Raw genomic sequence first — 17,429 nt, forward strand, 5'->3', positions numbered from 1 at the left:
TGTAGAATCATCCCAGCTTACCGGCTTCAACGCGATGATCGAAACAACAGCCTCCGACAGAGTGCCGAAACCGCGCAGGGGTAGAGCCGCAGCCAGTATGGTGGCCGCCGGAATCCTGCTCAGTCGAATCAGCGGCCTGATTCAGTTCCGCCTCTTCGCACATTATCTCGGCATTTCCGATGCAGCCGATGCGTACCGTGCGGCGTTTCGCGTACCCAACATGCTGCAAAATCTGCTCGGCGAAGGCGTACTCTCCGCATCGTTCATTCCCGTGTATGCGAGGCTTCGCGCGGAGGGGCGCAAGCAGGAAGCAAGCGAACTGGCTGAAGCCGTCTTCGTTCTGTTGTTTCTTGTAGCCAGCATCATCGTCGCACTCGGGATCATTTGTGCTCCACTACTGGTGACGGTGCTCGCGCCCGGTTTTCACGGAGAAAAGCGCGACCTCACGATCGCTTTCGTGCGCATTGTGTTCCCCGGCACGGGACTGCTGGTGTTTGCCGCCTGGTGTCTCGGAGTGCTGAACAGCCATGGGCGTTTCTTTCTCTCCTACGCTTCGGCTGTGATGATGAACGTGGCCATCATCGCCACTCTGCTGTGGCAGGGCGGATTGCGCGGGCATGGCTCAGTCTCAATCGCTTACGCAATCTCGTGGGCTGCGGTTGCAGGAGCCGTTCTGCAATTCGGAGTACAGGCGCCTACTGTGTTTTCCGTGCTGCGCCCGCTGAGCGGACACCTGCAATTGCGGTCGGTTCATGTGGCAGCCGTGATTGCGGCATTCATTCCGGTATTCATCAGCCGCGGTGTGTTCCAGATATCCGGGTTCATCGATCTTCAGATTGCCAGCTTTCTGCCGAGCGGAAACGTGCTGCTCAACTACGCGCAGACGCTCTACATGTTGCCGGTGTCTCTGTTCGGTATGTCGGTTTCTGCCGCGGAGCTGCCTGCGATGTCGAGCGCCGTCGGCACGGATTCGGAGATCGCGACGACGCTACGCTCTCGCCTCAGCGCGGGCCTGGAGAAAATCTCCTACTTCGTCGTTCCCTCGGCAGTGGCATTTCTGGCGCTCGGAAACGTCGTTACGTCGACACTGTATCGCACGGGAAAGTTCACCGAGCAGGATGTGTTGTTTGTGTGGGCCGCACTGGCTGGCTCGGGTGTGGGACTGCTGGCACAGACGATGGGTCGTCTCTACTCATCCACCTTCTATGCGCTGCGTGACACGCGCACTCCCCTGAAGTACGCTCTCGTTCGCGTCGTCCTCACCTTGTGCCTGGGATACCTGTTTGCGCTGCCTCTGCCGCGCGCGCTCGGGATTGATCGCAACTGGGGCGTTGCCGGACTGACGTCTTCGGCGGGCATTGCAGGATGGATCGAATTTCTGCTGCTGCGTCGCGGTATTCAGGCGAAGATAGGGCACGTTGCGTTCTCAGCGACGCGGGTGCTGAAGCTATGGGTTGCTGCGCTTACCGGCGCTGGTGTCGCAATTTTGGTTGAGTGGCGACTGCACGTGGTCTCGCCAGTGCTGAGAGGCGTGGTGATTCTCACCATCTTCGGCTGCATCTATCTGGCGCTTACGCAAACGATGGGATTAGGCGGCGGACTCGAATCGATCGTAGGAAGATTCAGCAGAAGACGCGCGTAGGGCTTCACTGCTCTCCTTCATGCAATTCGCTTGCTCGCTTCGAGCCCTTAAGCAAACCAAGGGCAACACGCTTCCAACCGAAGCCATCAACAGTGATGCCTCACCATCCTCTGTGCGAACTCTGAGGCAAATCCACTCCGAAGAGAGAACACTCCATGGCAAAGTTTGTCAGTTGCAGGAACGTAGGAGTTGATTGCGATTTCGTGGCTCGTGGCCAGACTGAGCAGGAAATCCTGGATCAATGCGCGGAACATGCTCGCACTGCCCATGGCATGAACGAGCTCTCACCCGAGTTAGCCCAGAAGGTCCGAGCAGGAATCCGCGAAGAAGGAGAGAACGCGGCATAAGCAGGGCGGGCAAGAAGTTTGCAGGTGAATACGAGGGCGGCCCACATCCGCCCTCATTTGGCGAATGTGGCACAACAAGAAATCGTTTATCCGGCGGCCTTCAACTTGGTCTTGATCACTTTCATCGCGCTCCAGTCATAGCCAAAGCGCCTGCCGCAATCGAGACACACAACATAATGGGAGCAGCCGGCCGGAAGTTCTTCGGACCAGTCCAGGTGTCCCTGATGCTGCCGTGCCATGTCCATCGAAAAAGGCACAGACAGGTGAGCGTGCCGGCACCCCAAAGAAAATAAGCTCAGCACTTTCTTAAACATGTTCAGAACACACCTCGCGAGACTCGAGCCCGCTGACTTTGACACCGTCTGTCTGAACCGGCATCTGCTTCGTTAGTTCGCCTCGGAAAGGTGACGATGTCGGTCACCTTCAGGAGGCTGATGTGATACTGGCCCGGCAGTTGGCTACCGGGCCAGCAAATTCCGTCACCAGGTACGCCGAATGCAGAAGACTTAGGCGCGAACAGCAGCCTTGTCCTGCGCTGGCGTTTCCACCGGTTGGGGCTTTTCGTTGGCGTTGGGCTTGCGAATATCGATGCCGCCCTTGAAGTACGCGCCATCCTCAATACTGATGCGCTGCGCGATCACATCACCGGTCAGCGAGCCTTCGTTGCGAATGTCAACGCGGTCGGTGGCCGATACGTTTCCGCGAACCTTGCCCAGGATCACAGCTTCACGCGCCGTGATGTTAGCGGCGATCACACCATTGCGGCCTACGGTGACGCGATTGCCCGGAAGATGAATCGAGCCTTCCACTCTTCCGTCGATGTAAAGTGATTCCGATCCGGTCACTTCACCCTTGATGACAAGAGACTTGCCAATCGTCGCCTGGTCAGATACTGCCGGTTGAGCGGTCATCGGCTTCGGCGGATTGTTGTTGTACTCGGTTACGGGAGACGGTGTGGAGGTCGGACGCTGCGGTTCCGCAGACGCAGGGCTATTGCCAGGCTGATTAGAGGGCTTCCACATTGTTGTTAATGAATCCTTTCATTAAGCAGGTGTGCACCTGCGTCGCCATTCTCTGTGCAAATCCGTAAGTGTGAACTGCGCAAAGGCTTCTTGGTTTGGCTTGTCTGAAGTAGAGGCGTGCTGTTCGTTCCCTGTATGCACTATATTCCACTTCCCCGGAAGTTTCTGCACTGGCCAAAATACCTGATGACTCCTAAGATTCCTCCCTAGTTATTGCGTACTGTTGTGTAACCCACTTCGATCCTCGATTTCCCGTATCTCACGCGAACGCGATACCATCTCACATTGACAGATGATCTCTGCTAGCGATCTGCTGCAACACATCGAAGACCAGCCTCACCACGCCGCCGGATATAAGCAGCTCATCCGGGAACTTTCCCTGCGCGGCCGCGAACGGCAGGAACTGGAGTCCATGCTCGCCGATCTGGTCGTGCGTGGCAAACTTGTCCTGGTGGCGCGCGACCGTTATGCCATCGCCTCAGCCGCCGCGAATCGCAACCTTGTTGTCGGCACGTTGAGCATGCATCGCGACGGCTTCGGCTTTGTACGCGCACTCGACCGCGAAGTACGCGAACGCCTTGCGGGCGATGTCTTCATTCCGCCATTTGATACCGGCGACGCCATGCATGGCGACCAGGTGCTGGTCGAGCTTTCGCCTCACTCGCGCGAGGGACGCTTCGAAGGCCGCGTCGTGCGCGTGATGGAACGCGCCCATCCCACCGTGGTCGGCACCTTCCACTACGGCGGGCGGCAGAACTATGTACGCCCGATCGATGACCGCATCAAGATGGACATCATCATCCCGGAAGGCGATGAGATCGTTGCCAAAGCTCCCGATGCGGACACTCGACTCGCACACGATCGCGTCATAGGAGCTGAGGCGAGCCGCCGTCCATGGGAAGACCTTGAGGGCATCGTCGTCGATTGCGAAATTACGAGCTGGCCGACGGCGAGCAAGAATCCGCGAGGACGGGTCACGGAGATCATCGGCTACGAAGACGATTTCGGTGTCGATGTCGAGATCATCATCCGCAAGCATCATCTTCCGCATCGCTTCCCTCCGTCTGTGCTGGCCGAAGCACGCGAGATATCGCCAGCGATTCCGGCCATTGAACTGGAGCGCCGTCGCGACTTCCGTGATCTTCCGATCGTAACGATCGACGGCGAAACGGCGCGAGATTTCGACGACGCAGTGTTTGTCCGCAAGCTTCCGAAGGGCAATTACGAGCTCCAGGTTCACATTGCCGACGTGGCGCACTACGTCCGCCCCGGCATGGATATTGACCGCGAAGCAGAAATCCGCGGGACGAGCGTGTACTTTCCCGATCGTGCCATTCCGATGCTTCCGGTGGAACTGTCCACCGACATCTGTTCGCTGCGCCCGCATCTGGACCGCCTCGTCATGTCGTGCATCATGCGGATCGACTCGCGCGGGGAGATCAGGGAATTCGAGATCATGCCAGGCGTGATTCGCAGCGCCGAGCGCATGACCTACAACGCCGTACAGGAAATTCTGGATGGTGATGCAGAGACGCGCGAACGCTACGCGCCGATGGTGGACAACTTCCTGCTGATGCAGGAGCTCGCTGAGATTCTGAACGAGAAGCGACAGCGCCGCGGCTCTATCGACTTCGATCTTCCCGAACCGCTCATTGAGTTCGACGAGAACGGCTTAATGCAGGCCGTGACGCGCTCCGAGCGCCTGTTCTCGCATCGGCTAATCGAGGAATTCATGTTGGCCGCCAATGAAACGGTCGCGACCTATCTCGAACGGAAGCCGGTTGCATCCCTCTATCGTGTCCACGAACCGCCCGACCCCAAACGCGTCGCCGATTTCGAGAATCTCGCAGCGGGATTTGGCTACTCGCTCGGTATCGGAGCGCTGCCTGTCTCGCGCTTTCGCATGAAGCCCGAGAAGCGCGTCGCCCACGTTGGTTCGCGCTCAACGGCGCACAAGGCCAAGCCACAGGATGTCGAGATTCCGCAGGAAGTGGCGATCACTCCGGCAATGTACCAGAAGCTCGCGGCGAAGATCGCCGGTAAGCCGGAAGAGCGCATTGTGAGCTACCTGATGCTGCGCTCGCTGCGCCAGGCTCATTATTCGGAAATCAACGATGGCCACTTCGCACTCGCCGCCACCTGCTATACGCATTTCACCTCGCCCATCCGGCGCTATCCCGACCTGCTGGTGCACCGAATTTTGAAAGGCGTGCTAGCCGATGACCCGGAAAGCATGGACGGCGCAGTCGCAATCGGCACGGGAGGTCACGTCGAGCAGAACGCCGAGGCGCGCTGGCCCGCCACCAAGGTCGCAGAAAGAAAGTCCGCGCGCACTCAGCCAAAGGACGATGTACATCGCAAGCCGCTGCACGGCCCTATTCCCGAGCAGGAATTGCACCAGCAAGCTGAGGATGCCAGCATGGCCGAGCGCCGTGCGGATGCCGCCGAACGTGAACTGGTGGAATGGAAGAAGGTGAAGTTCATGTCGGACCGCGTTGGCGAAGACTTCGACGGCCTGATCGTGAGCATCACCAAGTTCGGAATGTTCGTAGAACTCACCGATCTTTTCGTCGAGGGCCTGATCCCGCTGAACACGATGTACGACGACCGCTACACTTTCCACGAAAACACGCGGCAACTCATCGGGCAGCGCACGCGACGAACGTTTTCCCTGGGTGACCGTGTGCGGGTGGTGCTCGACCGTATTGACCAAGTGGAGCGCAAGCTGAACTTCGCACTGGTGGATGAGCGCCCCACTCCCACCAAGCGAGGCAAGAAGCGACGGCACTACTGAGCGGATGGCTTTGACGTATCCTCCCCCGGGACTAGTACAATTTCAGTCGAAACCAGTACGAGGACTTTCCTAAATGGCACACATGGTGCAGTGCGTGAAGCTGGGACGCGAGGCCGAAGGCCTGGATGAAGCGCCCTTTGACAGCCCTCTCGGGCAAAAGATCTACGACAACGTAAGCAAGCAGGCGTGGGACCAGTGGCAGAATCACATGAAAATGCTGCTGAACGAATATCGCCTTCAGCCATGGAAGAAAGAGCATCAGGACTTCATCGTTCAGCAGATGGAGCAATACTTCTTCGGCGGCGGAGCGCAGGCTCCCGAGGGCTACAAGCCTCCCGAAGCATAATCGTGGGCAAAAATTGAGAACGCGGGCGAGTTGGCCCGCGTTTTCCACCACGCTCTCGCCTTGGTCAGTGTTAAAATCGAATCACCCCTTCGGCGCGCCTGCGCCGTAAACCGTCGGGATGTGGCTCAGCCTGGTAGAGCACTCGCTTGGGGTGCGAGGGGTCGGCAGTTCAAATCTGCCCATCCCGACCATTTTCTTCTCCTGAACTGTTACCGCTCCCAAAGTTCCACCCCGGGATCAAGCCATCTTCTGATTCGAAGCGGCATCTATCTCCCTGTCGCGCGCCCAAACCGATCTTGGACTCAACCGCCCAACCTTCTACATGCGGGAGACCTCCATGGATGCTATAAGCAAGCGCAATTTCATTCTTCAGCAGGGTTTCGCCGAGGCACCGCCTGTGGCTGGCTGCTCTTTCCAATACTCTGCGCTGCATTTTCAACCGCGAGTTGTGCTCATCTGGATCATTGTTGGAATCGCGTTACAGTCGCCGCCTGTTTTTCTAGCGTTGACCGCGATCCTGTGGTTCAGTGCGCTTCTGCCGAGTCTCAATCCGTTCGACGCCTTCTATAACTTGAACTTGGCTCTGAGTCGGCGCAATAACGGAGTTCGCCTCAGCCCGGCCCCTGCCCCTCGTCGTGCGGCACAACTCATGGCTGGAGCATTTGCACTGTCATGCGTGCTGTTGATCTATGCCGGGGTGGCAATTGCGTCCTATGTAGTTGAGGCGATCTTCCTGACGGCCGTTTTGGCGCTTACGATTGGTGGTTTTTGCCTGGGTTCCTACGTCTATCATTTGTTACGCGGGCAAAGTGAGTTTGCGCGGCATACGCTCCCCTGGGCGCGCTGAATGCAGTGTGCTGCGCACAGAAGCTGTACTGACCGTAGTCGGCCTCGGACCCCACTGTAAGCAACCTCAGTAGCTGATTCGGCAACTCACAGTCTTTTGGAGAGCTGAGCATGCCGCCATCTATCGCTTATCGTGTGAACCCTTCCGCTGAAGAAATCCAGGTCGGACCTGTGCTCGTGCGCTTCCTGATCACGGGGGCAAACTCGAACGGCAGCATTGCGGCCTTCGAACTCGAGGTGCCCAAGACACAACGGCTACCGGCTCCGGCACACAGTCACGACCATTATGAGGAAACTATCTACGGCATCAGCGGAGTGCTGACTTTCACCGTAGATGGAACGCCGATTGGCGTTGGCCCAGGGCAGGCACTTTGCATTCCGCGCGGCGCCGTTCATCGCTTCGACAATAACGGAGCGGACGATGCCAAAGTGCTCTGCTCGATTTCACCCGCGGCGATAGGGCCTGAATACTTCCGCGAAACTGCTGAGGTGCTCAGGGCTTCGGCTGGCGGCCCTCCAGATAAGGCGAAGTTGACCGAAATCATGCTTCGACACGGCCTGACTCCCGCTACGATGGGCTAAGTCCCATAGTCGCCGAAGCCCTCGCCATGTTTCAATGTGCAAAATGTTGAGCACCCCGCAGTCGCTCCGTGGCATCTATTCACAACCAAGAACTTCCACCCGAGTGGAACCTTTATGAGCCAAGCCAATCTGTTCGGCCGACGCGCACCTGTCTTTTCTGAACCTACATTCCTGATGTGTCCGCCAAAACTTTACGAGGTTGATTACGTCATCAATCCCTGGATGACGGGCAATGTACATCAGGCTTCGCGCGAACGCGCTTCTGCGCAATGGGAGCAATTGAATCGTGCGCTCGAGCAGGTCGCGAAAGTACTGCTCGTCAAGCCGCAACCCGGCTGGCCCGACATGGTCTTCACGGCCAATGCAGGATTGGTGTGGCACGGGTCGGTAGTTGTCAGCAGATTCTTCCATCCGGAGAGGCAGGGAGAGGAGCCGCACTTTCGCAAGTGGTTCGCAGATGTGGGCTTCACGGTGGCTGAAATGCCTCGTGATACGTATTTCGAAGGGGAAGGCGATGCACTGTTTGAGGCGGAAGGCTCGCGGCTGTGGGCAGGCCACGGCGTAAGAACAGCGCAGTCGAGCCACGAACATCTCGCTGCGCAGTGGAAGGCCGAGGTGATTTCGCTGCGGTTAATCGATCCTCGGTTCTACCACCTCGATACCTGTTTCTGCCCACTCTTCGGCGGATATCTGATGTACTTCCCTGCCGCGTTCGACACAGAGTCTCTACACGAAATCGAGAGCTGTTTCCCAGCAGCGCGGCGAGTTGCTGTAAGCGAAGCCGACGCTGTGCGATTTGCCTGCAACGCGATCAACGTAGGCCGCACGATTGTGCTGAACGAAATCAGCAATGAACTGCGGCAACGCTTGCGAGCACTTGGTTTCCAGGTGGTGCAGGTGCAGTTGCCGGAGTTCCTGAAAGCGGGCGGGGCGGCCAAATGTCTCGTGCTGCGGCTGAGCGAGATGGATGTCACGCACCGGGCCGCCTCCGCAGGGCTGTACAGCCCTCTGGAGGATGCAACGCAATCTGGACGGCCTGGCCTCGGTGTTTGACGTCAGCCGTCCAGTTGATTACAGCAGGTGGCAGGCTTCTCCAAAGTCGAGTCGGGGCGAGCGTGGATAGAGCGCGGCCGGGTCGCCATAGCCAATATTGCAAATGAAATTGGACTTGATGGTCCCGGGCACAAACTCTTCCCAGATTTTTTGATCCTTTACCTTCTCGCCGAAGAATTCCTCATCGACCTTGGCAGGATCAAAGCCTGACATGGGTCCGCAATCGAGACCGAGCGCGCGCGCGGCCATGATCATGTATGCGCCCTGCAACGAGCTGTTGCGCTTGGCGGTCGTGTCGGTGAGTTCGGGATTGTTGGCAAACATGTCGCGGAACTGCGGGGTCTTCGGCGCCAGTTTCGTCAGCTTCTCGTAAAAACGCAGATCGTATGCGACGATCGCCGTTACGGGCGCAGCCATTGTCTTATCGACGTTTCCCGGCGCGAGAGCCGGACGAAGGCGTTCTTTCGCCTCTTTTGTGCGCAGGAAGAGAAAGCGCGCAGGACTGCCATTCGCGCTGGTCGGGGCCCACTTCAGCAGATCGTATAGTTGGCGAATCGTTTCATCCGAAACAGGCTTGTCGAGCCAGCCGTTATAGGTGCGCGCATTGCGAAACAGCAGATCAAGAGCGTTGTCGTTCAGAGGTTCATGCAAGGTCGTGTTCTCTCGTCCAGAAGTTTGTTGCAACATGTAGTTTTGGATGACCCGTAATCTACGTTGGATTCAGACTATCCATCCCGAAGCGAAGTCACTCCATCTGAGCTAGGTTAAGCTGCTAGTGGAGGAGACAACGATGAATAACGTGCGCGTCGGAACATCCGGCTGGGCTTACGCTTCGTGGAAGCCTGATTTCTATCAGCCCAAGACTCCGGCGTCGAAGTTCCTCGAGTATTACGCAACGCAACTCAACTGCGTGGAAGTCAACTTCACCTTTCGCCAGCGGCCGGCGGCAAAGACGTTACAGAGTTGGATTGACTGCACGCCCGCCGATTTCACATTTGTCACGAAGGCGCATCAACGCATCACGCACATCAAGCGACTCAAGGAAGTGGGCGAGGACATTGCCGGATTCTTTCAATCGCTCGAGCCGGTTGCCGCCGCAGGAAAACTCGGCCCTGTGCTCTTTCAGCTTCCTCCAAACCTCAAGCTCGATGTGGATCGCCTGCGCGCATTCCTGAAGTGCATTCCTGAAGGAAGGAAAGCGGCCATTGAATTTCGCCATGAGAGTTGGTGGAACGATTCGGTCTTCGATCTTATGCGACAGTCGGACGTGGCACTCTGCATTGCGGAAAGCGATGAGTTGCAATCACCCGAAGTTCATACAGCAAGCTTCGCGTATTACCGCTACAGGAAGTCGGATTACACCGAAGCTGATATGGACGCGATGGCGCAACATCTGGGGCAGGTCGCTGCCGAGCGTGATATCTACGTGTTTATGAAGCATGAGGAGACGCCGGAAGGCGCGCTGAATGCACGCCTTCTGTTGAGCGCGCTACGCGAGGCACAGCGCGGCGAACGTGTCGCCTAGTTCGCGGTCAGCGTCACTTTGTCGAGCCACACGGTGTAGGGCTCCTGCGCATGATCGCCATCCATCTGAAACGCGACGTCAATGTCTTCCATGGGCCAGAAAGCGTTAATGCCCTGATACTTATCTACCGTGCTGGTCTGGTCATTTACCGACACGCTGATGTAATGCACCTGATTGCCGACACGCTCGAAATTCCAAACCAGGTGAATCCATGTGTTGGCCGGCAGTTGCGTGCATGGAACCTTCGTCGGAATCCATTGGTTCATAGCACCGTCCCACACGTCCCAGACTCCATCGGCCTTGAAGTTGCACTCCGTGCCAAACACCCAGCGCTGGTTGTTAATCGTCTGGTTGACATCGAACTCCAGCGCTTGCGCGCGCTCGGGTTGGTCGATCATGAAATACAGGTCATAAGTGAAATGCAATACGCTCGCGCCTGCCGCGAAATAGTTCGTGAAGAGTTCATTGGAGTACGGAGTGGCGCCGCCAATGGTGAACTTTGTCGATGATCCGCTGAGCGAAGGCGAGCTCTGCCCCTGGGTGATGGTGTAGGTGGCATCTCCCAGGCCGGAGGCGCAAGTCTGGCCCGCACGCGGATGTCCCGGTGCAAAGTTTCGCGTGCATGGCTCCCAACCTGCCAGTTGCTGCAAATTGCTGAAGGTGCCGTTCTGCTGTCCGGTAACGTTCAGTTGGAAACTCGTGCTCACATCATTGCCGCTTTTATCGGTGCCAATCACCTCGACCGTGTGGGCGCCATTGCTCATCAGAATCTGCGCATTGATTGTGTTGAAGAAACTGAAGAACACGGCGGTTCCATCCACGTACACGCGCATGTGGTCGATGGGATTCACAAGGCTCGCGACTGCCTGGAGATTCACGGGCGACGTTACGCTCGCATTATTTGTTGGCGTCGACACACATACCGATCCTGCGCTGGTCGAACCTGGAGAGGGTGGTGGAACAGGAGCCGGAGTCGGGAAAGGCGCGACTCCGGTCATCGGCCCTTGATTTTCTGCCAGTGTGACTGTGGGACAGGAACTGGCGGGGGCGGGCGGCGCTACCGGTGGCGTCACTGGAGGCGTAACAGGACCTGTTGTGGGCGGCTGCGTGGGTGCAGGCGAGTTGCTCTTACCTGTTCCGCAGCCTACGAGCAGCGCAATCGCAATAACCGCAATCCAGCTGACAAGAGATTTCTTCGAAGGGACGCGACTCAGGCACGCGCGCACAAATTGGCTCCTGAAAGGATTCGTAGGGCGTAGGATGCGAGTTCAATGCGCGGTGTGGTTTAGCCTTGCGGCGGCTCCCGGTATTTTGGCGGACATTTGCGGACATTTAACGTTCACGGCTTGGTGTCGCTCACCTGCCCGAAGTTGAGCAGCGTCACGAAGATCACACCACCGCAGATATTTCCCGAGGTTGCAAACAGCAGCCAGCGTGCATAGTCCGCGAATTTTACGAAACCAGAAAAGACTGCACTAAGGATCTCTCCGCTGCTGGCGATGCAATGAGCGAAGTGGCCCATGCCGACGACAACTGTGAGTGCCCAGATGACAACAATCTTGCCGCTAGTCCATGAGCTTCCAGAGACGATCCATGCCATCAGCGCGATAATCCAGCCGCCAATTACGCCACTCCAGAACACGTGAACGGGTTCTCCGGCACCTGCCGCTCGCCCAAGCGATACCAGGGCCTGCGCCACCTCCGGATGCAGAGCACCTGTCTTGACGGCCAGCACAGCAAACACCATTGCGCCCAGAACGTTCGTCGCAAACACAACTCCCCAGAGCCGAAGCGTACTGATCACATGGCGACGCTCACTCAGGATCAGCGCAATGGGGTACAAGGTATTTTCGGTGAACAGTTGCGCGCGGCCAATGACGACAGCGATGAAGCCCAACGGATAAAACAGCAGCGAGATGAATTGTGCGCGGGGAGAGTCGCCCAGAACGGCTCGCGCGCTCGCCACGCCAACGCCAGTCAATCCCATGACGAGTCCACCGGCCAATCCGCTGAAGGCCAGCGAGCGCAATGTACGCTCCAACTCCGCACGTCCGTTGTCCTCTACGTTTTCATAGATCTCCGCAGCGGTGAGGCGAGATGAGCTCTCGTTCAGAACTTCTGCTGGAGACTTTTCCTGCTGCTCGGGTTTGCGCTGGGGTACGGGTTCGAGCTTCGCCACACGGCCTTAGATGCCCGTGCCGAGACGTGCGCCTGCTGATGCTCTGCACTCCAGCCCATAGTGTGCTGCCTGCATCTCTCGCTCGATCCAAAGCTGCGCGAATTCGTTTGTAGCTCGCGGGGAGCAGCTCTGGAACAGCGTTATCATCGTGCACTTGGTGAGGTATCCGGATGCAGCTCTCTGAATCGATTGTCCCTATCCTGAAACAAAAGAATGCAAGCATCTGCTCTGTCGCGCCAGACAGTTCCGTTTACGACGCCATTGCGCTTATGGCGGAAAAGCAGGTAGGAGCTCTACTGGTCGTAGCTGGTTCCAGTCTCGCCGGCATCATCTCCGAACGCGACTATGCGCGCAAGGTGATCCTCAAGGGGCGCTCATCGAAAGACACAACCGTCTCGGAGATCATGACTTCACCTGTGATTGCCATCTCGCCGGAACACACGGTCGGCGAATGCATGAAGATCATGAGCGAACGCAATATTCGCCACCTGCCTGTGCTTGACGGCGACAAGATTCTCGGAGTGATCTCGATTCGAGACCTGGTGACATGGATCATCTCCGCGCAGGACGAAACGATTCGTCACCTGGAAGCCTATATCAAGGGAGTTCCGGCCTAGCTTCGAGACACTGCTTGCGCACGTCTCGCCTCAGCCAGCGGCTTGTGGCGCGATTTTCTGAACCGGCTCTGCATCGGAGCCCAACCAGTCGGGATGCTTCGCCGTGGTGTCGAAGTGCGATGTCGTCTTGAATAGCTCATATTTTCCGCTCTTCGCGACCTCGCGCGTCTTGTTCAGGATCGAAGCCATCTGATCGCGGCTCAGGGGCTTGAAGTTCTTTGCCGCCTCAAACGCCTGATCGAGAATCGGTTGCTTGTTGATGCCCGTGATGACGACCGACGTCGGCAGGTTCAAGGCGTAACGCAGGCACTCAATGGGCTCAACGCCCGTGCCGCTCTTCAACACGATTCCTGTGCCGCCGCACATGGACTTCATTCCCAGCACGCCGATGCCTTCGCTCACTGCCTGCGGCACCACGAGTTGCGAAAAGCTGCGGAAATGCGCGTCCATCACGTTGATGGGCATCTGCACTGTGTCGAAGTGGAAGCCATTCTTCCGCGCGACCTCGAGCATGTAGAGGTGAACGCGCGGGTCCTTGTGCCCGGTGAATCCGATGAACCGCAGCTTGCCCGCCTTCTTTGCCTCAAGCACTGCCTCCATTGCGCCACCCTCGGCAAAGATGCGGTCCGGGTCATCGAAGCGAAGTACTTCATGATGCTGCAACAGATCGACGTAATCGGTCTGCAATCGCCTGAGAGATTCGTTGATCTGCGCGGCTGCGACTTCCTTCGTGCGCCCGTCGATCTTCGTCATGAGGAAGACCTTCTTGCGATAGCCTCCCGCCAATGCCTTGCCCATGCGGCGCTCGCTTCGGCCATCATGGTAGTCCCAACTGTTATCCATGAAAGTGATACCGCGATCCACGGCTTGATGCAGTAGGCGAGTGGCCTCCAGGTCCGTGATTTCTGCCGCGCCAAGATGCGAACCACCGAGCCCGATGGCTGACACCTCGACATCCGTCGTACCCAACTTGCGATACAGCATCTCGCCTCGCAATTCACCGGGTGCAGTGCCGATCGGAATTTTCATGATGTCAGAGGCAGGAAGCGTATCGGAGGAAGAGGAATCCTTGGAGGAAGACTGAGCCGGAAGCTGGAGTGCTCCGGCCATGCCTGTCAGTGCGATTCCAGCAATAAACTCACGGCGTTTCATGCGTGGTGGGATGCGCCGGAAAATGTGCGGGTGCGCTCTAGGAGAGCAGGTCGAGAACCTCGCACAACTGCTGACGGAGCTTCTGAATTCGCTCTTTTCCGCTCAGCGCGGGCTTCGCAGTTGCGACAACCGAAAGCGTTGGCTGTAATTCCGCCGGGGACTCTGGCGCGCTCACTTTCGGTGCTTCCTCGACGGCAGGCGTCTCCTGCCCTGTCCGTGAGAGCTCGCGCAGCTTCTCTCGCGCTCCGGCAATGGTGAAGCCTTCGTCGTAGAGCAAGCGTCGGATCTGCATGACGTATTCGACGTCCTTGCGGCGATACATGCGCTGCCCAGTGCTGCTCTTTGTCGGCTTGAGTTGTGAGAATTCCGTCTCCCAGAAGCGAAGAACGTAGGTCGGCAGGTTGGCCAGTTCGCTCACCTCGCCAATGCGGAAATAGATCTTGTCAGGGATGACAACATCCGCTTGCGGCTTGGCGTGTTTGCGTTTCGCTGTGGGCATGGTGATAACAATTCTATGTATCTTCTGCTTTTGTAACACGCGTGCAGAGCTGCTTCAACGCCGCAAGCACAAACGAAAAAGTCTCCGCCGAGCAAGCGGAGACTGAGCTATGGGAATATCGAGGTCTAGCCACCTCGCACTGCAAAGTCACCCAGTACCGCAGGGGCCCTTGTCTGGAACCTTCTCCCTTGAAGAATTCCTTAGCGTCTGCTGTTTACTATCTAGATCTAGCAGTCGAACTAGTGCTAGTCCAAGATTTTGTGGCTAGCTACATGAATTGTCAACAGAATTCCTCATCTTTCTGCTTGACGATTTAAAAATTCGCGAGCGGCGTTTTCGATCCGTCCTTACCGACGCTACACGCTTCTGTGAGATCGTCGCAGAAGATCGTCTTACACGTGTGCGTGAGAGCCTTTCGCTCGCGGTGTTAAAATCAGGGGTTCCAAACGTTCAAGTATCTGGGTAAGGGTGCGCATCCCCTTGCCCTTTTCGAGAGGCAAATTGTCATGTCGAAAACAATGGCGGCCGTGGTCAAGGGGGAGCCGAAAGCGGGCATTGAGATCCGCGAAGTAGCGGTTCCCGCCTTTGGTCCCACAGACGTCCTGGTAAAAGTGAAGGTCGCCTCCATCTGCGGTACAGATCTGCACATTTACAACTGGGATCCCTGGGCGCAGGGACGCATCTCGCCTCCGCTCGTGCCGGGTCACGAGTTCTGCGGATACGTGGAAGCCGTGGGCAACGAAGTCACCAGCGTAAAAGAGGGAGATTTCGTTTCCGCCGAGATGCACGTTGCATGCGGCAAGTGCCTGCAGTGTCGAACAGGCCAGGGACACATCTGCCAGAGCGTGAAGATCATCGGCATCGATCAGGACGGCGCTTTTGCCGATTACGTGGTCATCCCCGAAACAAACATCTGGAAGCTCGATCCCGCCATCCCTCACGAATACGCATCGATTCTCGATCCCCTTGGCAACGCGGTGCACACCGCGCTCTCCGGCGATCTGGCGGCGAAGACCGTCGCCATCACCGGATGCGGTCCCATTGGGCTCTTCGCGATCGCTGTGGCGCGCGCCTGCGGAGCCGCCCAGGTGTTTGCCATCGAGGTGAATGAATACCGGCGCAACATTGCCCGCCAGATGAAGGCCGATCTCGTGCTCGATCCCGCTACCGAAGACGTTCCCACCATCATTCGCGATCACACGGGCGGATACGGCGTGGATGTGCTGCTCGAGATGGCCGGACACAAGGACGCAGTGAAATTGGGGTTCGACATCCTGCGCACGGGAGGCCGTGTCAGCCTGCTCGGAATCCCCTCGCGACCGCTCGAACTCGACCTTGCACGCGACATCATCTTCAAGGGAGCCACGGTGCTGGGCATCAATGGCCGCAAGATGTTTGAGACCTGGTACCAGATGACGGCGCTGCTCAAGGCCGGCAAGCTCGATCTGCATCCCGTCATTACGAACCGCATGGCGATCAGTGATTTCAGCAAAGGTATGGAACTGCTGAACAACGGCAAGGCTTCGAAGATTCTGCTCTACACCGACGGCGTCGATCGCGCTTTTTAACGGAGAACTCATGTCCACGACTCGCACCAACCCGCTCGCGTTTCTCTCTGATGAACTCGATGCGCTGAAGCAGAAGGGTACCTACTTTAAACTGCGTGTCCTCGAAGATGAACAGGCGCCCGTCTGCCATTTCGATGGACGCAAGGTCATTAACCTCGCGTCGAACAATTACCTCGGTCTCACCACGCATCCCAAGCTTCGCGAAGCCGCGCTCGAAGCGACGCGGAAGTATGGCGTCGGCTCCGGTGCCGTGCGCACCATCGCCGGAACCATGCAACTCCACATGCAGTTGGAGGAAAAGATCGCAAAGTTTAAAGGCGTCGAGGCCTGCGTCGTGTTTCAGTCAGGATTCACGGCCAACGCTGGCACTGTGTCCTCGTTTCTCACCAAGGACGACTACATCATCAGCGATGAGCTGAATCATGCGTCCATCATCGATGGATGCCGCCTGTCGCGAGCCAAAATTCTCGTGTTCCGCCACAAGGACGTGGCACATGCTGAAGAGCAGCTCGCCAGCATTGCTGATAAGCCCGGACGCAAACTGCTCATCACCGATGGCGTCTTCTCGATGGATGGCGACATTGGGCCGCTGCCCGGACTGTGCGATGCCGCCGAAAAATATGGCGCCATCATGATGGTCGACGACGCGCATTCTTCCGGCGTTCTGGGACGCAACGGGCGTGGCACGATCGACCACTTCGGCGTGCACGGGCGCGTGGACATCCAAGTGGGAACGCTTTCGAAGGCCATCGGAGTTCTCGGCGGCTACGTGTGCGGTACTCGCGACTTCATCGAATATCTCTATCATCGCGCGCGCCCGTTCCTGTTCTCCACCTCGCACCCACCGGCCGTAGCAGCCGCATGTATCGCGGCATTCGATGTGCTGGAAAACGAACCGGAGCTCATCGAGCGCCTGTGGTCCAACACGCGCTACTTCAAGAAGGAACTCGGCCTGCTCGGCTTCAACATCGGCGGAGTCAACACTCCGGCCAGCGAAACTCCGATCACGCCCATCATCATCGGCGATGGACGCGCCACGATGGAGTTCAGCAAGGCGATCTTCGCTGAAGGAGTGATGGGCACTGGCATCGCATTCCCGACGGTTCCTGAAGGCAAGGCGCGCGTGCGCACCATCGTGACCGCAACCCACACCGAAGAAGAACTGAGCCAGGCGCTCGAAGTGCTTGGCCGCACCGGAAAGCGCATGGGCCTTATCAGTTAACTCTGGCTCAATGCGAGCAGTACAATGGGCAGCGG

The 17,429-nt window shown here is 57.6% G+C and carries 18 protein-coding genes and 1 tRNA gene; 12 read left to right on the top strand and 7 right to left on the bottom strand.

All coding sequences use genetic code 11. From position 1 onward, the window contains the following. The first annotated feature begins 34 nt into the window (after positions 1-34). Both murJ and AC6IY8_RS14815 read left to right on the top strand, forming a co-directional pair. Entirely contained in the window at positions 35-1,642 is a 1,608-nt protein-coding gene (gene murJ, locus AC6IY8_RS14810; RefSeq protein ID WP_497775294.1) for a murein biosynthesis integral membrane protein MurJ, read from the top strand. Between the two features lie 155 nt (positions 1,643-1,797). Beyond that, positions 1,798-1,989, top strand: a complete 192-nt coding sequence (locus AC6IY8_RS14815) for a DUF1059 domain-containing protein (RefSeq protein WP_497775295.1) — start codon at positions 1,798-1,800, stop codon at positions 1,987-1,989. 86 nt (positions 1,990-2,075) lie between these two features. Here AC6IY8_RS14815 and AC6IY8_RS14820 read toward each other — a convergent pair whose 3' ends face one another. Continuing rightward, complete coding sequence (locus tag AC6IY8_RS14820; RefSeq protein ID WP_497775296.1) at positions 2,076-2,228, bottom strand: hypothetical protein; 153 nt, start codon at positions 2,226-2,228, stop codon at positions 2,076-2,078. 267 nt (positions 2,229-2,495) lie between these two features. Beyond that, the gene (locus tag AC6IY8_RS14825) at positions 2,496-3,011 is read right to left on the bottom strand and encodes a bactofilin family protein (RefSeq protein ID WP_497775297.1); all 516 of its coding nucleotides are present in this window, start codon (positions 3,009-3,011) and stop codon (positions 2,496-2,498) included. A gap of 292 nt (positions 3,012-3,303) precedes the next feature. On the opposite strand from AC6IY8_RS14825, the gene AC6IY8_RS14830 reads away from it, so the two are divergent. The 6 genes from AC6IY8_RS14830 (at position 3,304) to AC6IY8_RS14855 (ending at position 8,632) form a co-directional block, all read left to right on the top strand. Beyond that, complete coding sequence (locus tag AC6IY8_RS14830) at positions 3,304-5,805, top strand: ribonuclease R family protein (protein ID WP_497775298.1); 2,502 nt, start codon at positions 3,304-3,306, stop codon at positions 5,803-5,805. Between the two features lie 73 nt (positions 5,806-5,878). After that, entirely contained in the window at positions 5,879-6,151 is a 273-nt protein-coding gene (locus AC6IY8_RS14835; RefSeq protein WP_497775299.1) for an oxidative damage protection protein, read from the top strand. A 114-nt stretch (positions 6,152-6,265) separates the two neighbouring features. Next, a tRNA-Pro gene (locus AC6IY8_RS14840) sits at positions 6,266-6,342 on the top strand. A gap of 146 nt (positions 6,343-6,488) precedes the next feature. Further along, positions 6,489-6,998 (top strand): DUF4395 family protein, encoded by a 510-nt coding sequence (locus tag AC6IY8_RS14845; protein WP_497775300.1) that lies wholly within the window; start codon positions 6,489-6,491, stop codon positions 6,996-6,998. Between the two features lie 110 nt (positions 6,999-7,108). Then, complete coding sequence (locus tag AC6IY8_RS14850; protein ID WP_497775301.1) at positions 7,109-7,579, top strand: cupin domain-containing protein; 471 nt, start codon at positions 7,109-7,111, stop codon at positions 7,577-7,579. A gap of 114 nt (positions 7,580-7,693) precedes the next feature. Beyond that, the gene (locus AC6IY8_RS14855; protein WP_497775302.1) at positions 7,694-8,632 is read left to right on the top strand and encodes a dimethylarginine dimethylaminohydrolase family protein; all 939 of its coding nucleotides are present in this window, start codon (positions 7,694-7,696) and stop codon (positions 8,630-8,632) included. A gap of 18 nt (positions 8,633-8,650) precedes the next feature. Here AC6IY8_RS14855 and AC6IY8_RS14860 read toward each other — a convergent pair whose 3' ends face one another. Beyond that, on the bottom strand, positions 8,651-9,283 hold the full coding sequence (locus AC6IY8_RS14860; RefSeq protein WP_497775303.1) for a malonic semialdehyde reductase: 633 nt from the start codon (positions 9,281-9,283) through the stop codon (positions 8,651-8,653). A gap of 139 nt (positions 9,284-9,422) precedes the next feature. On the opposite strand from AC6IY8_RS14860, the gene AC6IY8_RS14865 reads away from it, so the two are divergent. Continuing rightward, on the top strand, positions 9,423-10,157 hold the full coding sequence (locus AC6IY8_RS14865; RefSeq protein WP_497775304.1) for a DUF72 domain-containing protein: 735 nt from the start codon (positions 9,423-9,425) through the stop codon (positions 10,155-10,157). Here the strand turns inward: AC6IY8_RS14865 and AC6IY8_RS14870 are convergent. Together AC6IY8_RS14870 and AC6IY8_RS14875 are read right to left on the bottom strand one after the other, a co-directional pair. Beyond that, positions 10,154-11,074 carry an Ig-like domain-containing protein gene (locus AC6IY8_RS14870; protein ID WP_497775305.1) on the bottom strand — a complete coding sequence of 307 codons (921 nt, stop codon included), beginning with the start codon at positions 11,072-11,074 and terminating at the stop codon, positions 10,154-10,156. The two genes, AC6IY8_RS14865 and AC6IY8_RS14870, sit on opposite strands and share 4 nt — an antisense overlap. A gap of 422 nt (positions 11,075-11,496) precedes the next feature. Further along, the gene (locus AC6IY8_RS14875) at positions 11,497-12,336 is read right to left on the bottom strand and encodes a formate/nitrite transporter family protein (protein WP_497775306.1); all 840 of its coding nucleotides are present in this window, start codon (positions 12,334-12,336) and stop codon (positions 11,497-11,499) included. Between the two features lie 170 nt (positions 12,337-12,506). On the opposite strand from AC6IY8_RS14875, the gene AC6IY8_RS14880 reads away from it, so the two are divergent. Beyond that, positions 12,507-12,953, top strand: a complete 447-nt coding sequence (locus AC6IY8_RS14880) for a CBS domain-containing protein (RefSeq protein ID WP_497775307.1) — start codon at positions 12,507-12,509, stop codon at positions 12,951-12,953. A 30-nt stretch (positions 12,954-12,983) separates the two neighbouring features. Here the strand turns inward: AC6IY8_RS14880 and AC6IY8_RS14885 are convergent, their stop codons facing one another. Together AC6IY8_RS14885 and AC6IY8_RS14890 are read right to left on the bottom strand one after the other, a co-directional pair. Further along, positions 12,984-14,105, bottom strand: a complete 1,122-nt coding sequence (locus tag AC6IY8_RS14885) for an aldo/keto reductase (RefSeq protein ID WP_497775308.1) — start codon at positions 14,103-14,105, stop codon at positions 12,984-12,986. A 37-nt stretch (positions 14,106-14,142) separates the two neighbouring features. Beyond that, entirely contained in the window at positions 14,143-14,604 is a 462-nt protein-coding gene (locus AC6IY8_RS14890) for a MerR family transcriptional regulator (protein WP_497775309.1), read from the bottom strand. Between the two features lie 506 nt (positions 14,605-15,110). Here AC6IY8_RS14890 and tdh point away from each other — a divergent pair. Further along, entirely contained in the window at positions 15,111-16,172 is a 1,062-nt protein-coding gene (tdh, locus tag AC6IY8_RS14895; RefSeq protein WP_497775310.1) for an L-threonine 3-dehydrogenase, read from the top strand. 10 nt (positions 16,173-16,182) lie between these two features. After that, the gene (locus AC6IY8_RS14900) at positions 16,183-17,394 is read left to right on the top strand and encodes a glycine C-acetyltransferase (protein WP_497775311.1); all 1,212 of its coding nucleotides are present in this window, start codon (positions 16,183-16,185) and stop codon (positions 17,392-17,394) included. The last annotated feature ends 35 nt before the right edge of the window (positions 17,395-17,429 follow it).

This window comes from Koromonas soli (assembly GCF_059726265.1).

Coding starts and splice junctions, on each gene's coding strand:
- murJ (WP_497775294.1), top strand. CDS start 35: ATGATCGAAACAACAGCCTCCGACAGAGTGCCGAAACCGCGCAGGGGT.
- AC6IY8_RS14815 (WP_497775295.1), top strand. CDS start 1,798: ATGGCAAAGTTTGTCAGTTGCAGGAACGTAGGAGTTGATTGCGATTTC.
- AC6IY8_RS14820 (WP_497775296.1), bottom strand. CDS start 2,228: ATGGCACGGCAGCATCAGGGACACCTGGACTGGTCCGAAGAACTTCCG.
- AC6IY8_RS14825 (WP_497775297.1), bottom strand. CDS start 3,011: ATGTGGAAGCCCTCTAATCAGCCTGGCAATAGCCCTGCGTCTGCGGAA.
- AC6IY8_RS14830 (WP_497775298.1), top strand. CDS start 3,304: ATGATCTCTGCTAGCGATCTGCTGCAACACATCGAAGACCAGCCTCAC.
- AC6IY8_RS14835 (WP_497775299.1), top strand. CDS start 5,879: ATGGCACACATGGTGCAGTGCGTGAAGCTGGGACGCGAGGCCGAAGGC.
- AC6IY8_RS14845 (WP_497775300.1), top strand. CDS start 6,489: ATGGATGCTATAAGCAAGCGCAATTTCATTCTTCAGCAGGGTTTCGCC.
- AC6IY8_RS14850 (WP_497775301.1), top strand. CDS start 7,109: ATGCCGCCATCTATCGCTTATCGTGTGAACCCTTCCGCTGAAGAAATC.
- AC6IY8_RS14855 (WP_497775302.1), top strand. CDS start 7,694: ATGAGCCAAGCCAATCTGTTCGGCCGACGCGCACCTGTCTTTTCTGAA.
- AC6IY8_RS14865 (WP_497775304.1), top strand. CDS start 9,423: ATGAATAACGTGCGCGTCGGAACATCCGGCTGGGCTTACGCTTCGTGG.
- AC6IY8_RS14880 (WP_497775307.1), top strand. CDS start 12,507: ATGCAGCTCTCTGAATCGATTGTCCCTATCCTGAAACAAAAGAATGCA.
- AC6IY8_RS14885 (WP_497775308.1), bottom strand. CDS start 14,105: ATGAAACGCCGTGAGTTTATTGCTGGAATCGCACTGACAGGCATGGCC.
- AC6IY8_RS14890 (WP_497775309.1), bottom strand. CDS start 14,604: ATGCCCACAGCGAAACGCAAACACGCCAAGCCGCAAGCGGATGTTGTC.
- tdh (WP_497775310.1), top strand. CDS start 15,111: ATGTCGAAAACAATGGCGGCCGTGGTCAAGGGGGAGCCGAAAGCGGGC.
- AC6IY8_RS14900 (WP_497775311.1), top strand. CDS start 16,183: ATGTCCACGACTCGCACCAACCCGCTCGCGTTTCTCTCTGATGAACTC.